The organism is Amazonocrinis nigriterrae CENA67 (assembly GCF_016056305.1).
Lineage (GTDB): Bacteria > Cyanobacteriota > Cyanobacteriia > Cyanobacteriales > Nostocaceae > Amazonocrinis > Amazonocrinis nigriterrae.
Map to the genome: position 1 here is coordinate 47068 of NZ_JAECZC010000017.1, position 19654 is coordinate 66721.

Here is a 19654-nt window from a genome sequence, read left to right on the forward strand (position 1 = left end):
TTTCACAACCTTCACATTTGTTTTATTGTGCCAGTTGGGTAATTACCTATATAATTATATTGTTGATTATATATTTATGACTACATTATTACATGTTTTTAATCTAAAATCATTAAGGTATACATTTTAGCCAGACAGCAAGCAATACTGCAATAAATCTTACCAATAGAAGTAACAAGTAATACTCAGGTTCTGTTTACGGCAAAAGCATGTTCCCGAAGTTAAAAATCGAAAGCTTTCGCAAAGATACTTTAATTCTCTTAAGGTAGAATAAAAAATGACTGTAGATTGGTCAGGATATGTAATTTGTACCATTAGCTGACCCATATTTTTCTGTTGTTTTAAACTGATAAAAATTGATGTAGGAACTGAAACATGGGACAAAGTTAATATTAGTAGTTCTTCTAAAGCTCTTAAAACTATCAAACTCTGCTCAGCTGGCTCATACCGCCAGTAGGGTGGTATATCAAAATGAAAACATAGGTGAGAATTTGATGTTAACCACGGTTCTAATAGGCACTCAAGAGCCAAAGGAAGGCTATCTTGAATATATGCCGGAAATAAGCGATCGCTCAATTGCACGAGAGCGTGATGAAAATTATCAGCTTGTTTTAGGTATTCTCGGGTTTTATTAATTGTTAAACTGAGGTTATCTTGCGCTAATAAATCTAAGCTGCGGCGTATTGTAAATGATTCTTGCAATAAGCCATCATGAATTTTCTTTGCTTCTATAAATAGTTTTAGAGACTGCCTAGAAAACCACCATTGTAATGCTTGTTGAATTCTACAATAGGTTTTCAAAAACATTACCAATGTCACTACATAGGTAATTACTAGTAGATTTTGCGTGTTGAATGTCATAATCACATACTTGTCTCTTCATAAATCAGCAATTAACCTAGCCTTCCTCAACATAAATTGTAATGCTGTCTCTTCTTTAGAAATAATGTCAGCTTTGGCCTCCATTCCAGATTGGATATGACACTGGCGATCGCCATTGCCAAATATGGTTTTTTCAGGTTGAATAGTTGCTTCAAAGTAGCTATTTGCAGAGGTTGCAGAACCTGGTATAGCAACTTCTGGGTTGTTACTTTTAGACGCAATTGCATCGGGAGAAACAGCCGTGACTACACCATTGAGAGTGCCATAATCAGGATAAGGACAAGCATCAATTCGCAATTGCACTTTTTGACCAACTGCGACATTTTTAATTTCTTGAGTGGGAATAACAGCTTTAATAACTAAAGGAGCATTATTAGGAGCAATTTCAGCAATAGCTTCACTAGCACGCAGCACTTGACCAGGGTTGCGTAAATTGAGCTTGAGAATGATACCATTAGCACTTGCTCGCAGAATAGTATCTTGTAATTGACTAATTACTTGGAGAAGTTCTTTATGAGATTGTCCGAGTTGGTTTTGCATTTCCACTCGCTGCTGAATTAAAGCTTGTTTTTCCTTTTTTAAAATAGCGAGACTGGCTTCACCTTTAGCAGTTTCTTGACCAATGCGTTCTTGAGCGATCGCAACTATGGCGGTGGTAGGATTAACAGCAGCTTTAGCTGCTTGCACTTTAGCTTTGGCAATATCAACAGCTTTTGTTTCTGCTGCAAGTATGGCTTTAGTCTGCACAACAACTAGCTTTTTCTGCTCAAATTCGCGCCTACCAATTGCGCCAAGCTTCGCCAACTGTTCATAGCGATCGCGATCCACTTCAGCAAAACTTAAATCAGCTTGGGCTTTTTGCAAGTCTGCTTCAGCTTTTTCTAAACTTGCTTGCGCTGCTATTAATTCGCTGTTGGTGGTAATTTGTCGCTCTTGATATTCCCGTTGATTGCGTGCTAAATCTGCTTGAGCAGAAGCTACGCTTCGTTCTGCTACTGTTGCTTCAGCAGTAATTTGAGTATTTAAAGATCTAATTTGGGCATAAATTTGTAGTATTTGCAACCTAATTTGTTGAATATTGTCTTGTAATTGACTCTTTTTGATTTGTAGTTGTTCATCGTCTAAACGAGCAATTACATCTCCCTGTTTGACTAGCTGATTTTCTTTCACCAAAATACTTTTAACGGTTCCTTCAATTTTCGGTTGCACTAACCGAATTTCTCCTGTAGGACGCACAACAGCAGTAGCTTTCACCGTCACATTGTATTTCACCCATGAGGAAAGACTAATCCCAGCACCAAGACTTACAACCAGAAAAATTCCTGCTAAAGATGTCCAACGACTCACAGGAGGGAGAAACTCTTCATTCTGCTCTGATGGCAGAAGTTTTTTACTATATGTGTAGAGCATAATTATTTAAATAAATTTGTATAATTAAGGATTTAAAAATTCTAAATGCTCACCAGATTGAGAGCGCAGTTCTTCCAAAGAACCTTGAGTTTTTAACTTGCCTTGATCTAGTAAAACTATCCAATCAGCACGATTAACTACCTTGGGACGGTGAGTAATTAAAATTGTAGTTTTACCTTGGCGATGTTGAAATAATTTATCTAAAACTTGAGCCTCACTTACTGGATCAAGACCACCAGTAGATTCATCTAAAATCAGAATTGGTGGATCTGTAACAATAGCTCTTGCTATTGCTAATCTTTGACGTTGCCCACCAGAAATATTTGCACCAAATTCCCCTAAAATAGTTTGATATTTATCAGGTAGTTTACTAATAAATTCATCAGCTTCCGCTACTTGGCAAGCTCTGACAATCTGTTCAAAAGTGACATGGGGAGCGCCTAAGCGGAAGTTTTCGACAATTGACCGACTCCAAAAATGAGGCTCTTGGGGAACAAGTACTACTTGTTGTCTGAGACATTCAAGGGATAAGTCTTGGAGGTTATACAGACCAATACGAATATTGCCAGATTGCAGTGAATATAACCCAGCAATCAGTTTTGCTAAAGTACTTTTACCACAACCAGATTTACCAATTAGTGCAACAACTTTACCACCAGGAATTGTTAAAGAAAAGTCATCTATTAAATCTAGGCGACCAGCATAATGGAAATTAATATTTGTGCAAACAATGTCAGCATCTCCTGCAATCTTGGCGTAAGGCTTGATCTCGTCACCCTCATTTTCTGAAGTGGCATCTATCACTTCTGTAAGACGTTGTGTAGCGGTTTTTGCACGAGTAAATTCTTCAACAAAGCTGATTATAGTAGCAAATAAGCCCAGAAAATTAGCATTCATGGAATTAAAGGCAAATAGTTGCCCGATACTCAGATTTTCTACTGGGTTAATTACCAAATTGCCACCAAACCAAAGCAAAATCACGCCACCAACCCCTGAAACTAAGCCAGAGAAAGTATTATTAATAATTCCAATCTGAATTGTCCGGTATGTCACGTTAGCCAGGCGACCAAATCGGCTTTGTAATTCATCCCAAAATTGCAACCCAGATGTAGTAGTTTTAAGAGTTAGTGCGCCTTTAAAAGTTTCTACTAAAACTCCTTGTGTTTCTGCTTCTTGGACTAAAAGTTCACGAGTTTTTTGCTGTAAAGTTGGCTGGAATACTACTGTAGATAAGCTCATCACTATACCGATGAATACAGCTACTATAGTCAGTTTCCAACTATAAAAAACCATAAATCCCAAAGAAACTAATGCAACAAAAAATTGGCTAGGTAGACTAACAACAACCTGAGCAACTAAATGATTAATCTGGTCAATATCTTGTAGACGGCTCACAATTTCACCACTACGACGGGCTTCGTAGTATGAGAGAGGTAATCGGAGAATTTGCCGCCCAAATTCTAGCACTAAACCCAATTGCAAACGTTGTGCAAAGTGAGCAATTAAGTTGGACTGGACAAACGACAGACTACGAGAAATAAAATTCATCACTACCACAGCGATCGCTACAGTAGTAAGTAACTTTGTATCACCTCTAACCAGCACATCATCAGTCAAGATTTGCATTAAAAATGGGGAAGCTAAAGATAGCAATCCCAACATCAAGTTAAGAGGTAAAGCTTGAGCTAAAATAGCCCGGTAAATCCAGACGCGCTGAAAAAAACGCCAAAATCCACCTACTTTTTCATCTTTCTGAGCAAAAAACTTGATTGGATCAGGTTCTAGTAAAAGCATCAACCAATCTGACCAACTTTCAGCTATCTCTTTTTTAGAAAGATAACGGATACCTACAGCCGGATCAGCAACTAAACATTTTTGACCCTTTCTACCGTATAAAACAACCCAGTGATTGCCTTTCCAGTGAATAATTGCAGGTAGCGGTGCTTCGTTCATCCGGTTTAGGAGTTCTGGTGAGGTTTTCACTGGACGAGCATTAAAACCAAGTGTTTCTGCACCTCTTTTTAGCCCTAACAAAGTAGTGCCAAACTGCCCAGTACCAACCGCTTCACGAATACGACTCAGAGTAAAAGTACGACCATAATATTTAGAAACAGCAGCGAGGCAAGCAGCTCCACAGTCTTCTTCACTATGCTGTTTAACAAATTGATATTTCATAACTCAATTACTCTAGTTTATGACAACCTAATCCTAATAATGTTGTCAATTTATTAGGTGATTTTTGCAATTACTAACAACTCTGGATTCAGAGCCTATTAACAGTTAAAAACTTTATTGATTAATCTAAAAGAGATATAATATTAAATAACATATCGAATAAACTAGACCTCCTACTTGACCTACGCCCGCGTCCTCTACCACCTAGACTCAATCCAAAAGTAATTTGTGAAAACCTATATCCAGTTTGTTGAATAGAAGAAATACTACCATTACTACCAGATACATTAATTGCACTATTGGCAAAAGTTTCTATATCTGTTTTTTGGAAGAACAAATTGTAAAGAGATAATCCTGAGTAATGTGAACGTCCACCAGATATAGCTTCTTGTTGTTGTTCGGATACATCAAGAAATAATTCATCAATTTCCGGTTTGATATGGCTAGACATATTTTTTAGCCTTGAAAAAGTGGAATTACAATGTTCTATCAACAAGGAATATGGCACAATAATTGAAAAAAAGCAGTTAGCTATCAGCAATTTATGGAAACATCATTAGTTTTGTATCCATTAAAATTTAATATAAAGCTGATAGCTAACTGTCATAAAAACAAAAATCTAGGGGAAGATAGGGGAGCGCTAATTACTCCCCTCCTCAACGCGTTGAGAGATGATCATACTCATCGCGATCTATTGCATCAACTAGGAAACTACTGCTTTAAAGGAAGAAGCTGTTTGAATAGCTTCTTGAATTGTTTTTAGCACACCACCAGCTAATAAACTGCTGCCGCCAAGACCAGAACTACTACCTACTGGGCTAATAGTTTCAGTTTGTTGGAACGCTTTAGCATATAGGGTGCTAAAGTCTAGAGTCGATAAACCACCTGCTACAACTTCTTGTTGTTCAGCAGATAAATCGGTAAATAGTTCGTGTAACATGGTTGGAAACTCCTTGATTTGACTTGAATTATCTTGACAACTGAAATACTGAACTTAAAGATCATTTGACTTCAAACGATTGAAGAAGGTAACCCTTTAATTAGCATCCAGGTTATTCAATCTATTGAAGAGCGTTAGCCAACTAATGCTGAAAATATAGAAGATGTTTGGAGAACTTCTTGGATTGTCTTTTGGATACCACCAGACACTATGGTGCTACCACTAGGGCCTGAAGAAGCTGCAACTGGCCCAATAGTTTCAGAGAGTTGGTAGAGGTGGTTATATAATGTTGACAAGGTAATACCTTCTACGCCACCAGCTACGATTTCTTGTTGCTCTTCAGTTACATCGATAAACAAGTTGTGAGACATAGTTTTAATCCTCTAATTTTGAGTTGAATTTGCTTTTAGCTATTTGGTTGATTGCCTTTGTTTGGTGTCTCAACCCCTCGCTTAATTAATACGATAAGTGAAAGTACAGAGGATAGTCATTTACACTTTCAGTAAACTTACTTACCAGATTTAGAACACTAGATTTCACAATTACGTCATTACCATTACCGAAAAATACATAGACAGAGTAATTGCTCTGGAACTAGTTTCTAACTCAGGACTTATAGTGGGACTTAGACAAAAAGTAGCCTGCAAAAGACATCAAACCTATATACAGAAAGGCTTTGACATCGTTTTACCTAGTTTATTGATATATCATGGTTTGAAGCATTTTTGAGCAAGGGGTGTATTTTCCTTGCCCTGTATAGGTTTAAGCCTTGTTTCTGCCTCAAAAATGTTTAAGTCCCGTTAAAAGCTTGATTTTTCGTTCTTTACCGAGGATGTTAAAGCCCCTCTCCGTATCGGAGAGGGGTTGGGGAAAGGTTCATCGAACTCACGCTAATACAATCCACACTCAAAAAATATGACAATGCGCGTAAGTCCTACTGATGCTGCTTGATGGGAATTTCAATGGTGAATTGAGTTCCTTGTCCTAGTGCAGATTTGCACTTCAGTTGACCCCGGTGCTTTTCAACAATAGTTTGGTAGCAAATCGATAATCCTAGACCAGTGCCAGAACCAACTGGTTTAGTTGTAAAGAAAGGATCAAATATTCGACGGCGTACTTCTTCTGTCATACCAGGGCCATTGTCTGTGATTTGAATGACCACGCGGTCAAAATCTAGCTGTTCAGTACGAATATGAATGGTTGGTAAATCAGCGATTGCTTGTACAACTTTACCATTTTTTTGGTCTAACTTGCATGAAACATGGCTATTTTCATACTCTTGATCGATGGCATCAATGGCATTTGTCAAAATATTGATAAAAACTTGATTCAGTTGCCCAGGATAGCACTCAAGCTTTGGTAGTTGAATGTAGTCTTTATAGACTTCAATTCTCGGTCTTCCTGCCTTTTCTTTGAAGCGATGCTGCAAAATTAGCAACGTACTGTCAATGCCTTCATGAATATCTACCTGTTTCATCTCTGCTTCATCCAGGCGGGAGAAGTTACGCAGCGACAGCACAATCTGGCGGATACGATTTGCTCCCATTTTCATGGATTCTAAAGTTTTTGGCAAATCTTCTTTCAAGAATTCTAAATCAATGGCTTCTTGCCTAGCTAGGATTCCCGCTGCGGGATGGGGATAGTTTTGTTCGTAATCCTCTACTAGCTGTAGCAAATCTTGAAGGTAATTAGTTGTGTGAACAAGGTTACCATTAATAAAGTTGACTGGGTTGTTAATTTCGTGAGCTACACCAGCTACTAGTTGTCCTAAACTGGACATTTTTTCTGTTTGGATTAATTGAGTTTGGGTTTGCTGTAATTGTTGCAAAGCTTGTTGTAAATGCTGATTTTTATCATAAAGTTCTAATGTTCTTTCCTGGACTTTGTTTTCTAAATTTCTGCTGTAATCTTCTAAACTTGCTTTTGCTTCTTGGAGTTTTTTATTAGCTGCTTCCAGTTTGGCATATAGTAAAGCATTTTTCAGAGAGATCGCCATTTGAGAAGAAAGCAGTCCTAAAACTTCGAGCCTTTGGGAAGTAAAGGCATCGGTAGTGAGATTGTTTTCTAAGTAAAGAATGCCAATTAGTTGTCCTTGGTTAATTAAGGGAATGCACAAAACCGACTTTGGTTTGGTTTTCGCAATATAGGGGTCTTTAATAAATATTCCTTCTTGAGCAGCATAATTTAAAACAATATTTTCCTTAGTTCTTGCCACGTAATTAATTAAAGAGAGAGGCAGGTAATATGCTGTATTTTCTAAAGGAATAGATGAACATAAAGTAAATTCATCTTGTTCAACGGAACCCTGAGCTTCAATTAATAACTTACCTTGCTTTTCTAAAAGTAAGTAACTCGTTTGAGCGCCAGCATTTTCCATGACAATTCTGAGTAACTTTTCTAGCAAGCGACTAAGGACGATTTCACTTGTTAGAGCTTGCGATGCTTTCATAATGGTGGTAAAATCCAATGCACTGGAAGCAATCCCACTAGTCAAGGTTGTCGTCTGAGTTAATTCTCTCTCTGGAGTTTCTCGTTTATGAATTTGGGAGAAAACCATTGGATAGTTTGTTTCTAAATCTTTGACTTTTGCTGTTGCTCCCCAACGAATATAGGTATAGTAAGCCTCAATTAAATAAGTTTGAGCAACTTTTTCTCGACCAAGAGAAAAGTAAAACTCTGCTGCTAATTCGTTAGCAATAGCTTCATCTTGAAGGTAGCCTTGCTCCTTGGCTTTGGCGATCGCGCGATCATAAAGCTCCATGGCTGCAACGATGTCTCCTAAGACTCGCGCTTTTTCTGCTGCTACAAGTTCATACTTATGCTCAAAGTTACAAGGAGCGCGTAGGGCCCATTGCTGCATCTTTTGCTGATTTTCTTCAACCAAAGCTAAGTATTGTTGTTTTTCGCTCGTCTGTGCTTGAGCATATAAACCGAGAACAGCCAAGGAATAAAAGAAGGTATAATTACCAAAAACCATCACCCACCCGACAACAGGCGTAATGTATTCTGCTGCTAATTTCGCGTTGGCAACTGCTTGGGCACAGTCTTTAAAGAGATACATTAAAATTGCTTTGGCATTGTAGGTGAGAAACAGCAAAATCGGATTATTTGCTGCTAAAAAAGCAGGCAGCTTTTTTGATTCATCAAAACTTTCACCAATTAGCTGAGAATTATTTTCAGCTTTTCCTAATAGATTGAAGACAACTTGTCGCGCAATACTCACATTGTCAATCGAATATTCTTGCTTCATTTTTAGCAAGAGTTCTAAATATTGTGTTTGCTGCTGCTCAACTTTTTCTAGCTGCTCTCCTGACCAAAATAAATGGCAGCAGTAGTTAACTATACAATATCCTGAAAACTCGATATCACCTGTTTCTAGTCCGCTGTGAACTCCTTCTATCAATGGTTTGAGAGATGTTTTCACATGCTCTTTCCAAGGACGAATAAAGAGATTGAATAGGTTATATACCTTACATTTGAGTTCTCTAGCATTAAATTTATCCAACAGCTTTAATGCCAATTGACCAGACAAGTATCCTGCATCTGTGTTCCCCATTATTGCAGATAAAAGCATACCGTATAATGCACATGCAAAAGCTGCTAGACCAGAATAGCCATTTTCGATACACAAATTGATTTGCGTCAATATAATTAGGGGAAACATATCAGGTTTAGCAAAGGTAGAGGCAGCCGTAACACTGATTAAAAGACGCAAAGTTGCTAATTTGTAAGGGTCGGTCATCACTGGAATATCTTCTAAGTCTGCCAGAGTTGGCAGATTAGCTACTAATTGCATGTCACTGGGAGTAGTTTCCCAAGAAACACCAAGCATTGACAGTGCAGAAAGTCCCGTGTCCATCGCTGCACTCATCTGGCTTTGAGCAAAATAAAACTGGATTTGCAACTCATACACTTTCACTTTGTCGAGGAGGTTGGTTGCATGTTGCAGTGTGACTTCAGATAAGATAGCTGACCCTTGAAAATTGGTATTTAAGTACTCTGCTTCTGCTGCTTCTACGTGGAGGTTGAGTGTTAGGTCATAGTGAGTTTGCCAACTCTCAGGTGTTAGCAGTCCCAATCCGACCCTTAAGTATCTCACTGCTGGTTCGTAGGCTGTTGCAGCCTTAGCTTTGCGACCTGCAATCAGATTAAGGTGAGCTAGCTCATCTTTTTGTGTGCGATCGCTAATCAGTTCCACCCCAATATTCAGCTGGTTTACAATGTCAAAGATATTGTCTTCAATTTTTGCTGTAGGAGTATTTTTTAGCAGCTGTTGACCAACTTTGAGGTGAGTTTCTTTTTTCTGCTCTTCAGGAATTAGGGAATAAGCAGCTTGCTGCACTCGGTCATGTAAAAATTTATAGGAAATGATTGGGGCTTCACGGTCTGTATTTAGTTGTTCAAAGCTATCAATCGTTAGTGAATCATCAACAGTTGCTAAAGGAATTTTATAGGCGTTGCTCAGGGGTAAAATTAAACCTGATTGCAGAGCTATCCAAAGTTCTGTAGCGGTTTTTGTTTGAGATTTCTCGCGGACAATTGCCAGAATATCTAAATTAAAAGAGTTGCCAATACAAGCAGCTAATTTCAGTACTTGCTGCGTTTCATATGGCAGTTTTTGAATATTCCTTGCAACGAGTTCGACAACATTATAATCGGTAATGCCGATGGTTTGAATTTTGCCAATGTCCCACTGCCAACTGTCAGTTTTAAAGTCAAAAGTTAAAAGCTTTTCTTCATGTAGGGTTTGGAGTAACTGAGTCAGGAAGAAAGGATTGCCTTGGGTTTTATGAAATAGTAGTTCGGCAAGAGGTTGTGATTCATCGCTTTGTTTGAGGGTATCGGCTACTATTTGGCAAACGTGGTCAAATTCTAAAGCTTGTAGAGCGATCGCGTTTACAGTTGCACCCGTTTTTTTTATTTCCTCCAAGGTCACTATTAACGGATGGGTAGCGCTGACTTCGTTATCTCGATAAGCTCCGATTAGTAATAGATGTTTGCTATCAGGGTCTGTCATCATCAGCTGAATTAATTTGAGAGACGCTGAATCTGACCACTGTAAGTCATCTAGAAATAAAACTAGTGGATGTTGAGGTTGAGCAAAGACTTGAATAAATTTTTGAAAGACTCGATTAAAACGGTTTTGCGATTCGGTTGGCCCTAATTGAGGCAGGTCTGGTTGTTGACCAATAATTAGTTCAACTTCGGGGATAACTTCAACAATGGCCTGACCGTTAGCACCTAAGGCTTCTAAAAGTTTTTGTTTCCAAACAGCTATACTTTCTTGACTTTCTGTGAGTAGCTGCCGAATTAAATCTTGAAAGGCGTTGACAACACAACTATAAGGAATATTTCGTTTAAACTGATCGAACTTACCAGCAATAAAGTAACCGCGTGCTTTCACAATTGGTTTATGAACTTCATTAACCAAAGCTGACTTACCAATTCCTGAATAACCCGCAACCAACATCATTTCTGTTGAGCCAGAATCTGCTGGTTTTTCTGATACAGTTGCAACACGAACGAAAGCCTCAATGAGTGTAGCAACTTCGGCTTCGCGACCGTAAAGTTTTTGAGGAATTTGTAGTTGACCAGAACGGTCTTGCTGGCCCAAAATAAAGTTTTCTATGTTGCCTGTGGTTTCAAGCTGGATGAGACAAGTTTTTAAATCAGCTTCTAAACCAACGGCGCTTTGATATCTATCTTCTGCTGTCTTTGCCAACAATTTCAGGATGATGTTAGAAATTGCTTGAGGAATTTTAGGATTTCGTTCGCTTGGAGGTAAGGGTTGTTTGGCAATGTGACAGTGAACTAACTCCATTGGATCAGTTGTTACAAAAGGTAGCTTACCTGTGAGGATTTCATAAAAAGTTACTCCTAAAGAGTAGAAGTCGGTGCGATAATCAATGGAACGATTCATGCGCCCGGTTTGTTCCGGCGACATATAAGCAAGTGTACCTTGAATAAATTTTGGATTGCTAAAGCTGGGATTCTCTTTTGATAGGCGCGAAGCAATGCTGAAGTCAGTAATTTTGACTTGCAAAGTTTCTGGATGGATAATCAGATTTTGGCTTTTAATATCTTTATGGATAATGTGATTTTCGTGCAGCAAAAACAGTGTATTTGCTAGCTGAATAGCAATTTGGAGAAAGCAAACAATATCAACAGAATTGTGATCAATAAATTGCTTGATAGATTGACCGCCAAAATCTTCTAAGACTAGAACAAGACTGTTACGATAGTTCTCTAGTCCGTATGGTTGAACGATTCCAGCTATTTTGAGTTGTTTGGAAATCTCGTATTCGTGCCGGAGTTGGGTGATTTCTTCTAAGGTGGGGCACTCTGCGCGGAGAGTTTTGAGAATAACTGCTTTGCCGTCTTTTTCCCTGAAGGCTCGATAAATAACGGTTCTTAAATCTTCATAAACTGTTTCTATAACTTTGTATTCTAAAAGAGTAGTCATGACTTTTCTTGTTCTGCTATTGTAACTGACACATTAAAAGGGAAGAAAACACATTTTTGACTAGAAGAACTCTGGCGAGTAGAGGATTGCTTCCTCTGCTGACCGTCTCAGGAATGGTGATATTAATTCTAATATTCTCCTATTGATTTAATATTCCCAAGACAATTGCTTAACTTAGAAAATTCATCAAAACTATAAATACTGATATTGTCCGTCTCCTGTAGATGAATAAATTATAGTCTTCGTTAATATACAAATCAGGATGTATTGTTGAAAATCATTAAGAAAAAATACAGATAAAATCGCAATTTAGATAAAATGTAGGTAAAGGAGGGTTGTAGGGACAATTCATAAATTGCTCCATGAAGAGTGTGGCATTGTATAAATTCTCTAGATGCATCTTCAGACAGAATTGCTAAGTAGGTGGACATAATTAAATATAAAATGCCAATCAGAAAAATCTACTCACCACAAGGCTTTTCCCTCCTCCTGCCTGCCTCCTACTTATTAGCCTCATTAACGTGAATTCGACAGATTTAAAAAACCCCGCTTCCATTCCTCTCCCTTGAAAGGCTATCCATTAGTCACATCTTTCTTAACAATCTTGAAACCCTTGTTTTATAACCATCCTATCAACTGAGGGATTAGACATACTTGACAAATTCGCGCTTATTAGTCTCGCTAAAACTGTGTTTTTATTGAGAATTAACGACGAACTAATAAGGGTTAGAAAAAACGTGAGTGAATACTCTCACAAATGTTGAGAAAGATCCGGGTAATGGATAGCTTGAAAGGAAAGAGGCTTTAAAAGCTTGATTTTTCGTTCTTTACCGAGGATGTTAAAGCCCCTCTTTGCGTCAAAGAGGGGTTGGGGAGAGGTTCATCAAACTCACGTCTCATTAGTAAGGACTCTCAAAAAGGTAGATATAGAGCTAAAAGAGCCGTTTGATAAAATTTCTACTCCATTGAAGCCACTGCATATATCTAGGTGTTCTAGATGCGTAATATCCAGGGCTTACGCAAGTGTTAGAAATTTTAGGTTGAGGCTGTTAATAGTGAGCCAGCGCGGTGAGGCGGTCTCTTTCTTGGGTCTTCCTGCCAGGATGGATAAATTAGGTCAGTTGTAATTTATAATACACCTTTTCATTATATTAATTAAGCATGTCGGGGCTTGGTCATGGGAGGATATAATTTGCGTAGGCATTTAAGTAATGTTGACTGAATGCGATCGCAATCCAAGTGAAAAACTTTTTGCACAACTTTTATAGTGAAACTTAGCAATCATGAAATTTCTAGGCTTCGAGTCATAAATTCAGGCGGAAGGTAGAAGGTGCAGGGAGCAGGGGAGCATGGGTGATGGAGGAAAAATTTTACCTTGTCTTTCCATCCCTTTATCTCCCCATCTCTTGATGCCAAGGGACGCGATTCTTAAATGTCCTCTACTCCCTCAGCTTCTAAAGCATAGGCATCCACAGAATCTATGAACTCTGCCACGTCTTCTTCCTCGTCTTCTTCCTCGTCTTGGTAATAGTATTCAACAGATACGTGCGGTACTAATCGACCAATACTTTCCAACCAATCAAGCAGAGATTGCTCTTGCTTGAGAAGAACAACAGGTGTTGGTTGGTGACGGGGTTCTTCGTGGAGAGCAGGGTTAGATAATTTAACCATTTTTGTTTACCCCCGAAGAATCTATTTTGATACAAATTTGCGTTCAAAAATAGTACCTAGAAATAGGGAAGCAAAAGAGCAGCAGGAACCCGGCAACTAAACTGTCTCACCGCGCTACCTTACCCTGGGGCTGACTCTTGATGAGAGTCAACAGTTATCAGTCAACTTCGCGATCGCTAAGCTACTATTTTTGATTGCGAGCTTGTATGATTAACAGTTTGATTCTTGTATCTTCAAAACCTTCTTCCTTATGGCTGATGTTTTTCTATCCACAAGAAATAAATATGGTCTGTCAATGAAGAGATAGGGGGATAGGGAGGTAAGGAGATGGGGGGATTAGAAGATAGGGGAGTAGGAGGATAAAAACGTAGAATTTCTCCTCTATCTCCCCATCACCCTTGCTCCTCATTCTTTGGGCTTTATTTCACAAACGAGTTCATATACAACAGTCTCTGGTGGCTCAGCAAACAAGGGCATCATCTTTTTCAAGATGCTTTGGTAAACTTCGCTTTGATTGGCTGTCATATCTTCTACGCTTTCCCAAAAAATTACGGAAATGCCTTTGTCAGTTCCTGGTTCTTGTAACAGATATGCCCCTTTGAAGCCAGTGCTATATGTTGATACAGCTTCTTCATAAAGTTTTTTTGCTGCTTCAAATTTACCTGGTTTGAATTCTCCAATGGCAATATGAGCAAATTGATGTCTGAGAAAATCTTGAAAATCCATTAATTTTTCTACTCCGTAGTCAAGTATTTTAACTGGTAGTAATACTAATAGTAATAATCTCTTAATTTCCTTGAGTTCTAATATTTACAAACAAAGCTAATTGCTTTGTGATCGCTGCCCCAAAGTCTTCTCCTGTAAATACGTCAACAAAGTTCGCCACTATCATGAATGGTTTTTTTGGCTAACTTTTGACTGCTGTATCACTCAGTTAAAAACATGGGTGGACGAGCAAGCATCAGGTAAGCACGATGCCTTAGCAATCTCTACTCACTGCATGGGCTTGTAGTCGCTATTTACCTTGTCTACAAAAATACGACAATTGGCATCCAAAATGATAAACAAGCGCCATAAAAGAAGCAAAATTTAATATTTAGTGTATTTAACTCAAATGCCCCTACTTCAGACTTGAAACTTAATATTATTCTGAGGCTAATTGTGCTTTTGTCTACTAGTGCAATAAATTTGCCTAGTACTTGCTCCTTCAAGTAAAAAATATAAAAATTTCTGGAATTACCTGCTATTATTTTATGATTTTCGCAAGACAGCTACTGTAGCGCAGACCGGACTTAGAGAATATTTAACTTTGCCAACACTAAATATATAATCTTCATTATGTGTATAAATAATTTAAGAATAAACGTGTTTTTGCTTAGATTAAACCAAGATTTTACAGCAAAATCTTGGTTTAATAGATGTTTAGCTAGATTTTAGTATTTAGTCTCAGTAGTTAAAATTACAAATTAATGTGATTCCAATCACTATTCTTCAACTAATTATTTTGGTTTATGTTACGACAACAGCACTATGAAGACCATTAATTAAGGTAATCTTTTTATGTATGGAGATCATCTATCCTGAATTTAACAATAGAATAAGTTTGACCATTAGAAAATTTCATTAATGTCCCAACTAGTCTACTCAGCTTTAGGCCAGAGCCAGTAAATCATGTTTTGTAATGTGAAAATTGCTAAATTCATCAATAAAATTGATTTATTCCCTATTAAAACTTGACAACCGCTGATTGCTAACAGTTTCCTCAGTTTAACCTTCGCTATATCGTTCTGATGTCGATAAGATAATGAGAATTGACGAATTAACTATGCGATTCAACGATCAGCTGATTGATTTGCCTGATTTATATGATGTTATTGATTATTCTCCCCTGACGATCTGCCCAAATAGTTATGTAGTCGATGCTGTTATCTTGATGAGTCAGCAACGTACTGACACTCTATCAATGGCTAGCTTTAGTTCGTCGTTAGTCTCTAGCAGATGGAATCAGCAGCAAACTAGTTATATTCTGGTCGTAGAAGCAGGACATCTCTTAGGAATATTAACTAACACAGATATAGTTAGAATTACGGCATCAGGCAGGGATTTATCTCAGATAAAAATAGCTGATGTTATGACACAGCCAGTTGTTAGCCTGGTTCAATCATCATCACAATCTCAGGATATTTTCACCGCCTTATCACTATTGCGTCAATCTCAGATCAGCCATTTACCGATTGTAGATGAGCGAGAACAACTCATAGGAATCGTCAATGAAACGAACCTACTGCAAGCTTTTGACCTCCTGAAAATGGTTGGTGTCGTCACCGCCCTAGAGCAACATTTACAACAGCCAAAAGATGATTGTGGGCGGGTGAATCAGGACATAGAGGCGGTACGTTGGCAAACTTACAATTATTTAAAACGTTGGGTTGATGCCCAATCTGCTGAAGTCATCCAAGTTAACCGAGAACTTCAGCAAGCCTTAGAAGAACTCCAGGCGGTAGAAGAAGAACTACGCCAACAAAATGAAGAACTAGCTTTTGCCCATGAAATAGCAGAATTGGAGCGCCAGCGTTACCAAGATTTATTTGAGTTTGCTCCAAATGGTTATTTGGTAACCGATGTCCATGGTGTCATCCAAGAAGCTAATTATGCAGCAGCTACCCTACTTTCTGTACACCAAAACTATTTGGTAGGCAAATCATTAGTTGTGTTTGTTGCTGAGTCAGATCGGCACAAATTCACTACCCAACTAAAGAGTTTACAAAATGTTCAAAACTGGGAAATTGACTTCAAGCCACTAGACGGGACACCTTTCCCAGCTAGCATCAGAATAGCGACCGTGTACAATTCACAGCGTCAAAGGATTGGCTGGCGCTGGTTGTTGTGTGACATTAGCGATCGCAAACAAACACAAGAAGCCTTACGCCGAGCTACTGATGAATTAGAACAACGAGTAGTAGAACGCACCACAGAACTCCTTGTTACTAACCAACGTTTACAACAGGAAATCATTGAACGTAAACGTACTGAAGAAGCGCTGCGGCAAAGCGAAAAACTCTATCGCCAGCTAGTTGAAAGCCAAACTGACTTAATCATCCGCATAGATATGCAGCAGCGGATCACCTTTGCCAACACAGCAGCGTGTCAAACATTGGGCTACCCATTGGATGAGTTGTGCGGTCAAGAGATGTGTCAGTTTTTACACCTAGATGAAATGCCGCAAGCGAGGGAACAACTCACAACCCTGGCACTGCCACCACATAACTTTACCATTAGTGAGCAACGTATACTCACAGTTAACGGCACACGCTGGGTGCAATGGAACGTTGCAGGCATTAAAGATGAATCGGGAAATATTGTAGAAATTCAAGGGGTAGCCAGAGACATTACCGATCGCAAGCAGATGGAAGCAGCATTGCGGACAAGTGAAGAAAAATTCCGCCATTTTGCCGAAAATATCAATGCAGCCATCTGGATTATTAGCCCAGATCCATACCAAACCTCGTATGTTAGTCCTGCTTATGAGAAAATTTGGGGTCGTTATTGTGAGAGTCTCTCTAATCAGCCAGAGTCTTGGATAGACAGCATTCATCCACAAGATCGCGATCGCATCAGAGCAATCATCGCCCAACAACATCTCAGTGGTGAGTCTACTTCATTGGAATATCGCATTTTGCGCCCAGATGGTTCAATCCGCTGGATTTGGGATCGCAGCTTTGCCATCCGCGATGAACAAGGAAAAATTTACTCCTTTGGAGGTATTGCCGAAGACATCACCGAACGCAAACGCTCAGAAGATTCATTGCGGGAAAGCGAGGAAAAATTCCGCCATTTTGCAGACAACACCCACGCTGTGCTTTGGATGGCCAGTCTAGAGTCAGGAGACAATTTGTATGTCAATCCTGCTTATGAGAAAATTTGGGGTCGCACTTGCCAAAGTCTACGTGATCAGCCGAATTCCTGGCTAGATGCTGTTCATCCAGAAGACCGCGATCGCATCATGGAAAAACTGGAGCAACAGCGGCAAGGACAAGCCACCGATACAGAATATCGCATCCTACGACCAGACGGATCAATTCGCTGGATCTGGGATCGCGGCTTTGTGATGCAAGATGAACAAGGCGAAATTTACTCCTATGGTGGCGTTGCCGAAGATATCACCGAACGCAAACAGGCAGAAGATTCATTGCGCCAGAGCGAGGAGCGGCTGAGTTTAGCTCTCGAAGCAGGTAATATAGGCGTATGGGATTGGAATCTCCTCACCAACGAGAGCGTTTGGTCTGCCAACATTAGGCCAATGCTTGGTTTTTCAAGCGGGCCACCTCTAGCTTACGAAGAATTTCTCAATTTAATTCATCCAGAAGACCTGGAATCCATGCTTGAATGTGTGGCTGACACAATAAAACAAGGAACCAGACCGCCATTCAATTATCGGGTTATTTGGCCAGACGGCAGCATACACTGGTTATCTGTTAAAGGTCAAGTCTACTATAACGAACTCAGTGAGCCAATACGGATGATTGGTACAACTAGAGACATCACCGACCGTAAACAAGCAGAACAGAAAATCAAAGAACAAGCAGCTCTACTTGATATTACCACCGACGCAATTCTCTTACGAAATTTACAATCCCAAATCTTATTTTGGAATAAAGGTGCAGAGCGTCTGTACGGTTGGCAAGTAGAGGAAGTTATGGGCAAAGACGCTCTGGAGATTTTGTACAAAGAAACTTGCCCACAACTAGAAACAGCTTTAAAAACTGTAACTGAGTCTGGCTTATGGCAGGGTGAGTTAAATAAAGTGACGAAATCTGGTAAAGAAATTATCGTCGAGAGCCGCTGGTCACTGATGCGCGATGCTGCGGGGGAACCCCAATCTATCCTGATTGTGGATACAGACATCACCCAAAAGAAACAACTCGAAGAACAGTTTTTCCGTGGTCAGCGATTAGAAAGCCTCGGTACTTTGGCAGGTGGCATTGCTCATGATTTGAACAATATATTGACACCAATTTTGGCAGCATCTCAACTCATACAAGTAAAATTCGCTAACGACCAAGAGCGCTGTCAACACCTGCTGACAATTGTAGAAAACAACGCCAAACGTGGCGCTGCTTTGGTCAAGCAAGTTTTATCCTTCGCACGAGGATTTAAAGGAGAACGGACAATAGTCCAAATCAAACACCTGATTTCGGAAATTACTCAGATTGCCAAGCAGACATTTCCCAAATCTATCGAATTTGCGATCGCCTTACCAGAAGATTTGTGGACAATTTCTGGAGATATTACACAACTACATCAAGTACTGATGAATTTAGTAGTCAATGCTCGTGATGCCATGCCAGACGGTGGGACTATTAAAATTTCTACCGAAAACATGTTTATTGATGAAGCTTATGCCAGGATGAATCTTGATGCCAAAGTCGGACATTACGTGGTAATTACTGTTGCCGATACTGGAATCGGGATGCCACCAGAAATCTTGGATAGAATTTTTGAGCCATTTTTTACTACCAAAGAGATTGGTACAGGTACGGGATTAGGTCTTTCCACCATGCTTGGCATCATCAAAAGTCATGATGGTTTTGTGAGTGTGTCTAGTCAAGTTGGCAAAGGAAGTCAATTTAAGCTGTTTTTACCAGCAGTACAGGCAACCCAAGCGATGAATGCAGAGGAGACAGAACCCCCAAGAGGTAACGGGGAATTGATTTTAGTTGTTGATGATGAAGTGCAAATTCGCGAAATTACCACAATTATCCTAGAAGACTACAACTACAAAGCTCTCACTGCCAGTAATGGTATCGAAGCGATCGCACTTTACGCCCAATACAAGCATGAAATTAGTGTAGTCTTGATGGATATGATGATGCCAGAAATGGATGGAATGACTGCGATCCGCACCTTACAAAAAATGAATCCACAAGTACAAATCATTGCTTGTAGTGGATTCAACCCCAATGAAAAATTTATAGGAACTGATGGTACTAACATCGAGTGCATGTTGTTAAAGCCCTTCACCGCCCAGGAATTATTACACAGCTTACATCATCTACTGAAATCAAGTCAGATTAATTAGTTATAGCCGTAGTCAGATGTGTTGGGACAATATT

The 19654-nt window shown here is 39.3% G+C and carries 10 protein-coding genes; 1 reads left to right on the forward strand and 9 read right to left on the reverse strand.

Features of this window, described 5'->3' with window-relative positions; genetic code table 11:
- Nucleotides 1–159: 159 nt before the first annotated feature.
- The 9 genes from I8748_RS11965 to I8748_RS12005 form a co-directional block, all read right to left on the reverse strand.
- A complete protein-coding gene (locus tag I8748_RS11965; RefSeq protein ID WP_225896389.1) occupies nucleotides 160–861 on the reverse strand; it encodes a hypothetical protein in 702 nt (233 codons plus the stop codon).
- Between the two features lie 18 nt (nucleotides 862–879).
- Nucleotides 880–2292 (reverse strand): HlyD family efflux transporter periplasmic adaptor subunit, encoded by a 1413-nt coding sequence (locus I8748_RS11970; protein WP_198124803.1) that lies wholly within the window; start codon nucleotides 2290–2292, stop codon nucleotides 880–882.
- A gap of 24 nt (nucleotides 2293–2316) precedes the next feature.
- A complete protein-coding gene (locus I8748_RS11975; protein ID WP_198124804.1) occupies nucleotides 2317–4467 on the reverse strand; it encodes a peptidase domain-containing ABC transporter in 2151 nt (716 codons plus the stop codon).
- A gap of 121 nt (nucleotides 4468–4588) precedes the next feature.
- Nucleotides 4589–4918, reverse strand: a complete 330-nt coding sequence (locus I8748_RS11980; RefSeq protein WP_198124805.1) for a hypothetical protein — start codon at nucleotides 4916–4918, stop codon at nucleotides 4589–4591.
- Between the two features lie 252 nt (nucleotides 4919–5170).
- Nucleotides 5171–5407, reverse strand: coding sequence for a CTB family bacteriocin (locus I8748_RS11985; RefSeq protein WP_198124806.1), 237 nt, complete (start codon nucleotides 5405–5407; stop codon nucleotides 5171–5173).
- A gap of 134 nt (nucleotides 5408–5541) precedes the next feature.
- Entirely contained in the window at nucleotides 5542–5778 is a 237-nt protein-coding gene (locus I8748_RS11990; protein ID WP_198124807.1) for a CTB family bacteriocin, read from the reverse strand.
- A gap of 563 nt (nucleotides 5779–6341) precedes the next feature.
- Nucleotides 6342–11870, reverse strand: coding sequence for a trifunctional serine/threonine-protein kinase/ATP-binding protein/sensor histidine kinase (locus I8748_RS11995; RefSeq protein WP_198124808.1), 5529 nt, complete (start codon nucleotides 11868–11870; stop codon nucleotides 6342–6344).
- 1428 nt (nucleotides 11871–13298) lie between these two features.
- Nucleotides 13299–13541, reverse strand: coding sequence for a DUF3134 family protein (locus tag I8748_RS12000; RefSeq protein ID WP_198124809.1), 243 nt, complete (start codon nucleotides 13539–13541; stop codon nucleotides 13299–13301).
- A gap of 405 nt (nucleotides 13542–13946) precedes the next feature.
- Complete coding sequence (locus I8748_RS12005; RefSeq protein WP_198124810.1) at nucleotides 13947–14267, reverse strand: antibiotic biosynthesis monooxygenase; 321 nt, start codon at nucleotides 14265–14267, stop codon at nucleotides 13947–13949.
- Nucleotides 14268–15366: 1099 nt separating this feature from the next.
- Here I8748_RS12005 and I8748_RS12010 point away from each other — a divergent pair.
- Nucleotides 15367–19620, forward strand: a complete 4254-nt coding sequence (locus I8748_RS12010) for a PAS domain S-box protein (protein ID WP_198124811.1) — start codon at nucleotides 15367–15369, stop codon at nucleotides 19618–19620.
- The last annotated feature ends 34 nt before the right edge of the window (nucleotides 19621–19654 follow it).

What these genes read in the sequence shown, in the direction of transcription:
- I8748_RS11965 (WP_225896389.1), bottom strand. Translation starts at nt 861, where the DNA reads ATGACATTCAACACGCAAAATCTACTAGTAATTACCTATGTAGTGACA.
- I8748_RS11970 (WP_198124803.1), bottom strand. Translation starts at nt 2,292, where the DNA reads ATGCTCTACACATATAGTAAAAAACTTCTGCCATCAGAGCAGAATGAA.
- I8748_RS11975 (WP_198124804.1), bottom strand. Translation starts at nt 4,467, where the DNA reads ATGAAATATCAATTTGTTAAACAGCATAGTGAAGAAGACTGTGGAGCT.
- I8748_RS11980 (WP_198124805.1), bottom strand. Translation starts at nt 4,918, where the DNA reads ATGTCTAGCCATATCAAACCGGAAATTGATGAATTATTTCTTGATGTA.
- I8748_RS11985 (WP_198124806.1), bottom strand. Translation starts at nt 5,407, where the DNA reads ATGTTACACGAACTATTTACCGATTTATCTGCTGAACAACAAGAAGTT.
- I8748_RS11990 (WP_198124807.1), bottom strand. Translation starts at nt 5,778, where the DNA reads ATGTCTCACAACTTGTTTATCGATGTAACTGAAGAGCAACAAGAAATC.
- I8748_RS11995 (WP_198124808.1), bottom strand. Translation starts at nt 11,870, where the DNA reads ATGACTACTCTTTTAGAATACAAAGTTATAGAAACAGTTTATGAAGAT.
- I8748_RS12000 (WP_198124809.1), bottom strand. Translation starts at nt 13,541, where the DNA reads ATGGTTAAATTATCTAACCCTGCTCTCCACGAAGAACCCCGTCACCAA.
- I8748_RS12005 (WP_198124810.1), bottom strand. Translation starts at nt 14,267, where the DNA reads ATGGATTTTCAAGATTTTCTCAGACATCAATTTGCTCATATTGCCATT.
- I8748_RS12010 (WP_198124811.1), top strand. Translation starts at nt 15,367, where the DNA reads ATGCGATTCAACGATCAGCTGATTGATTTGCCTGATTTATATGATGTT.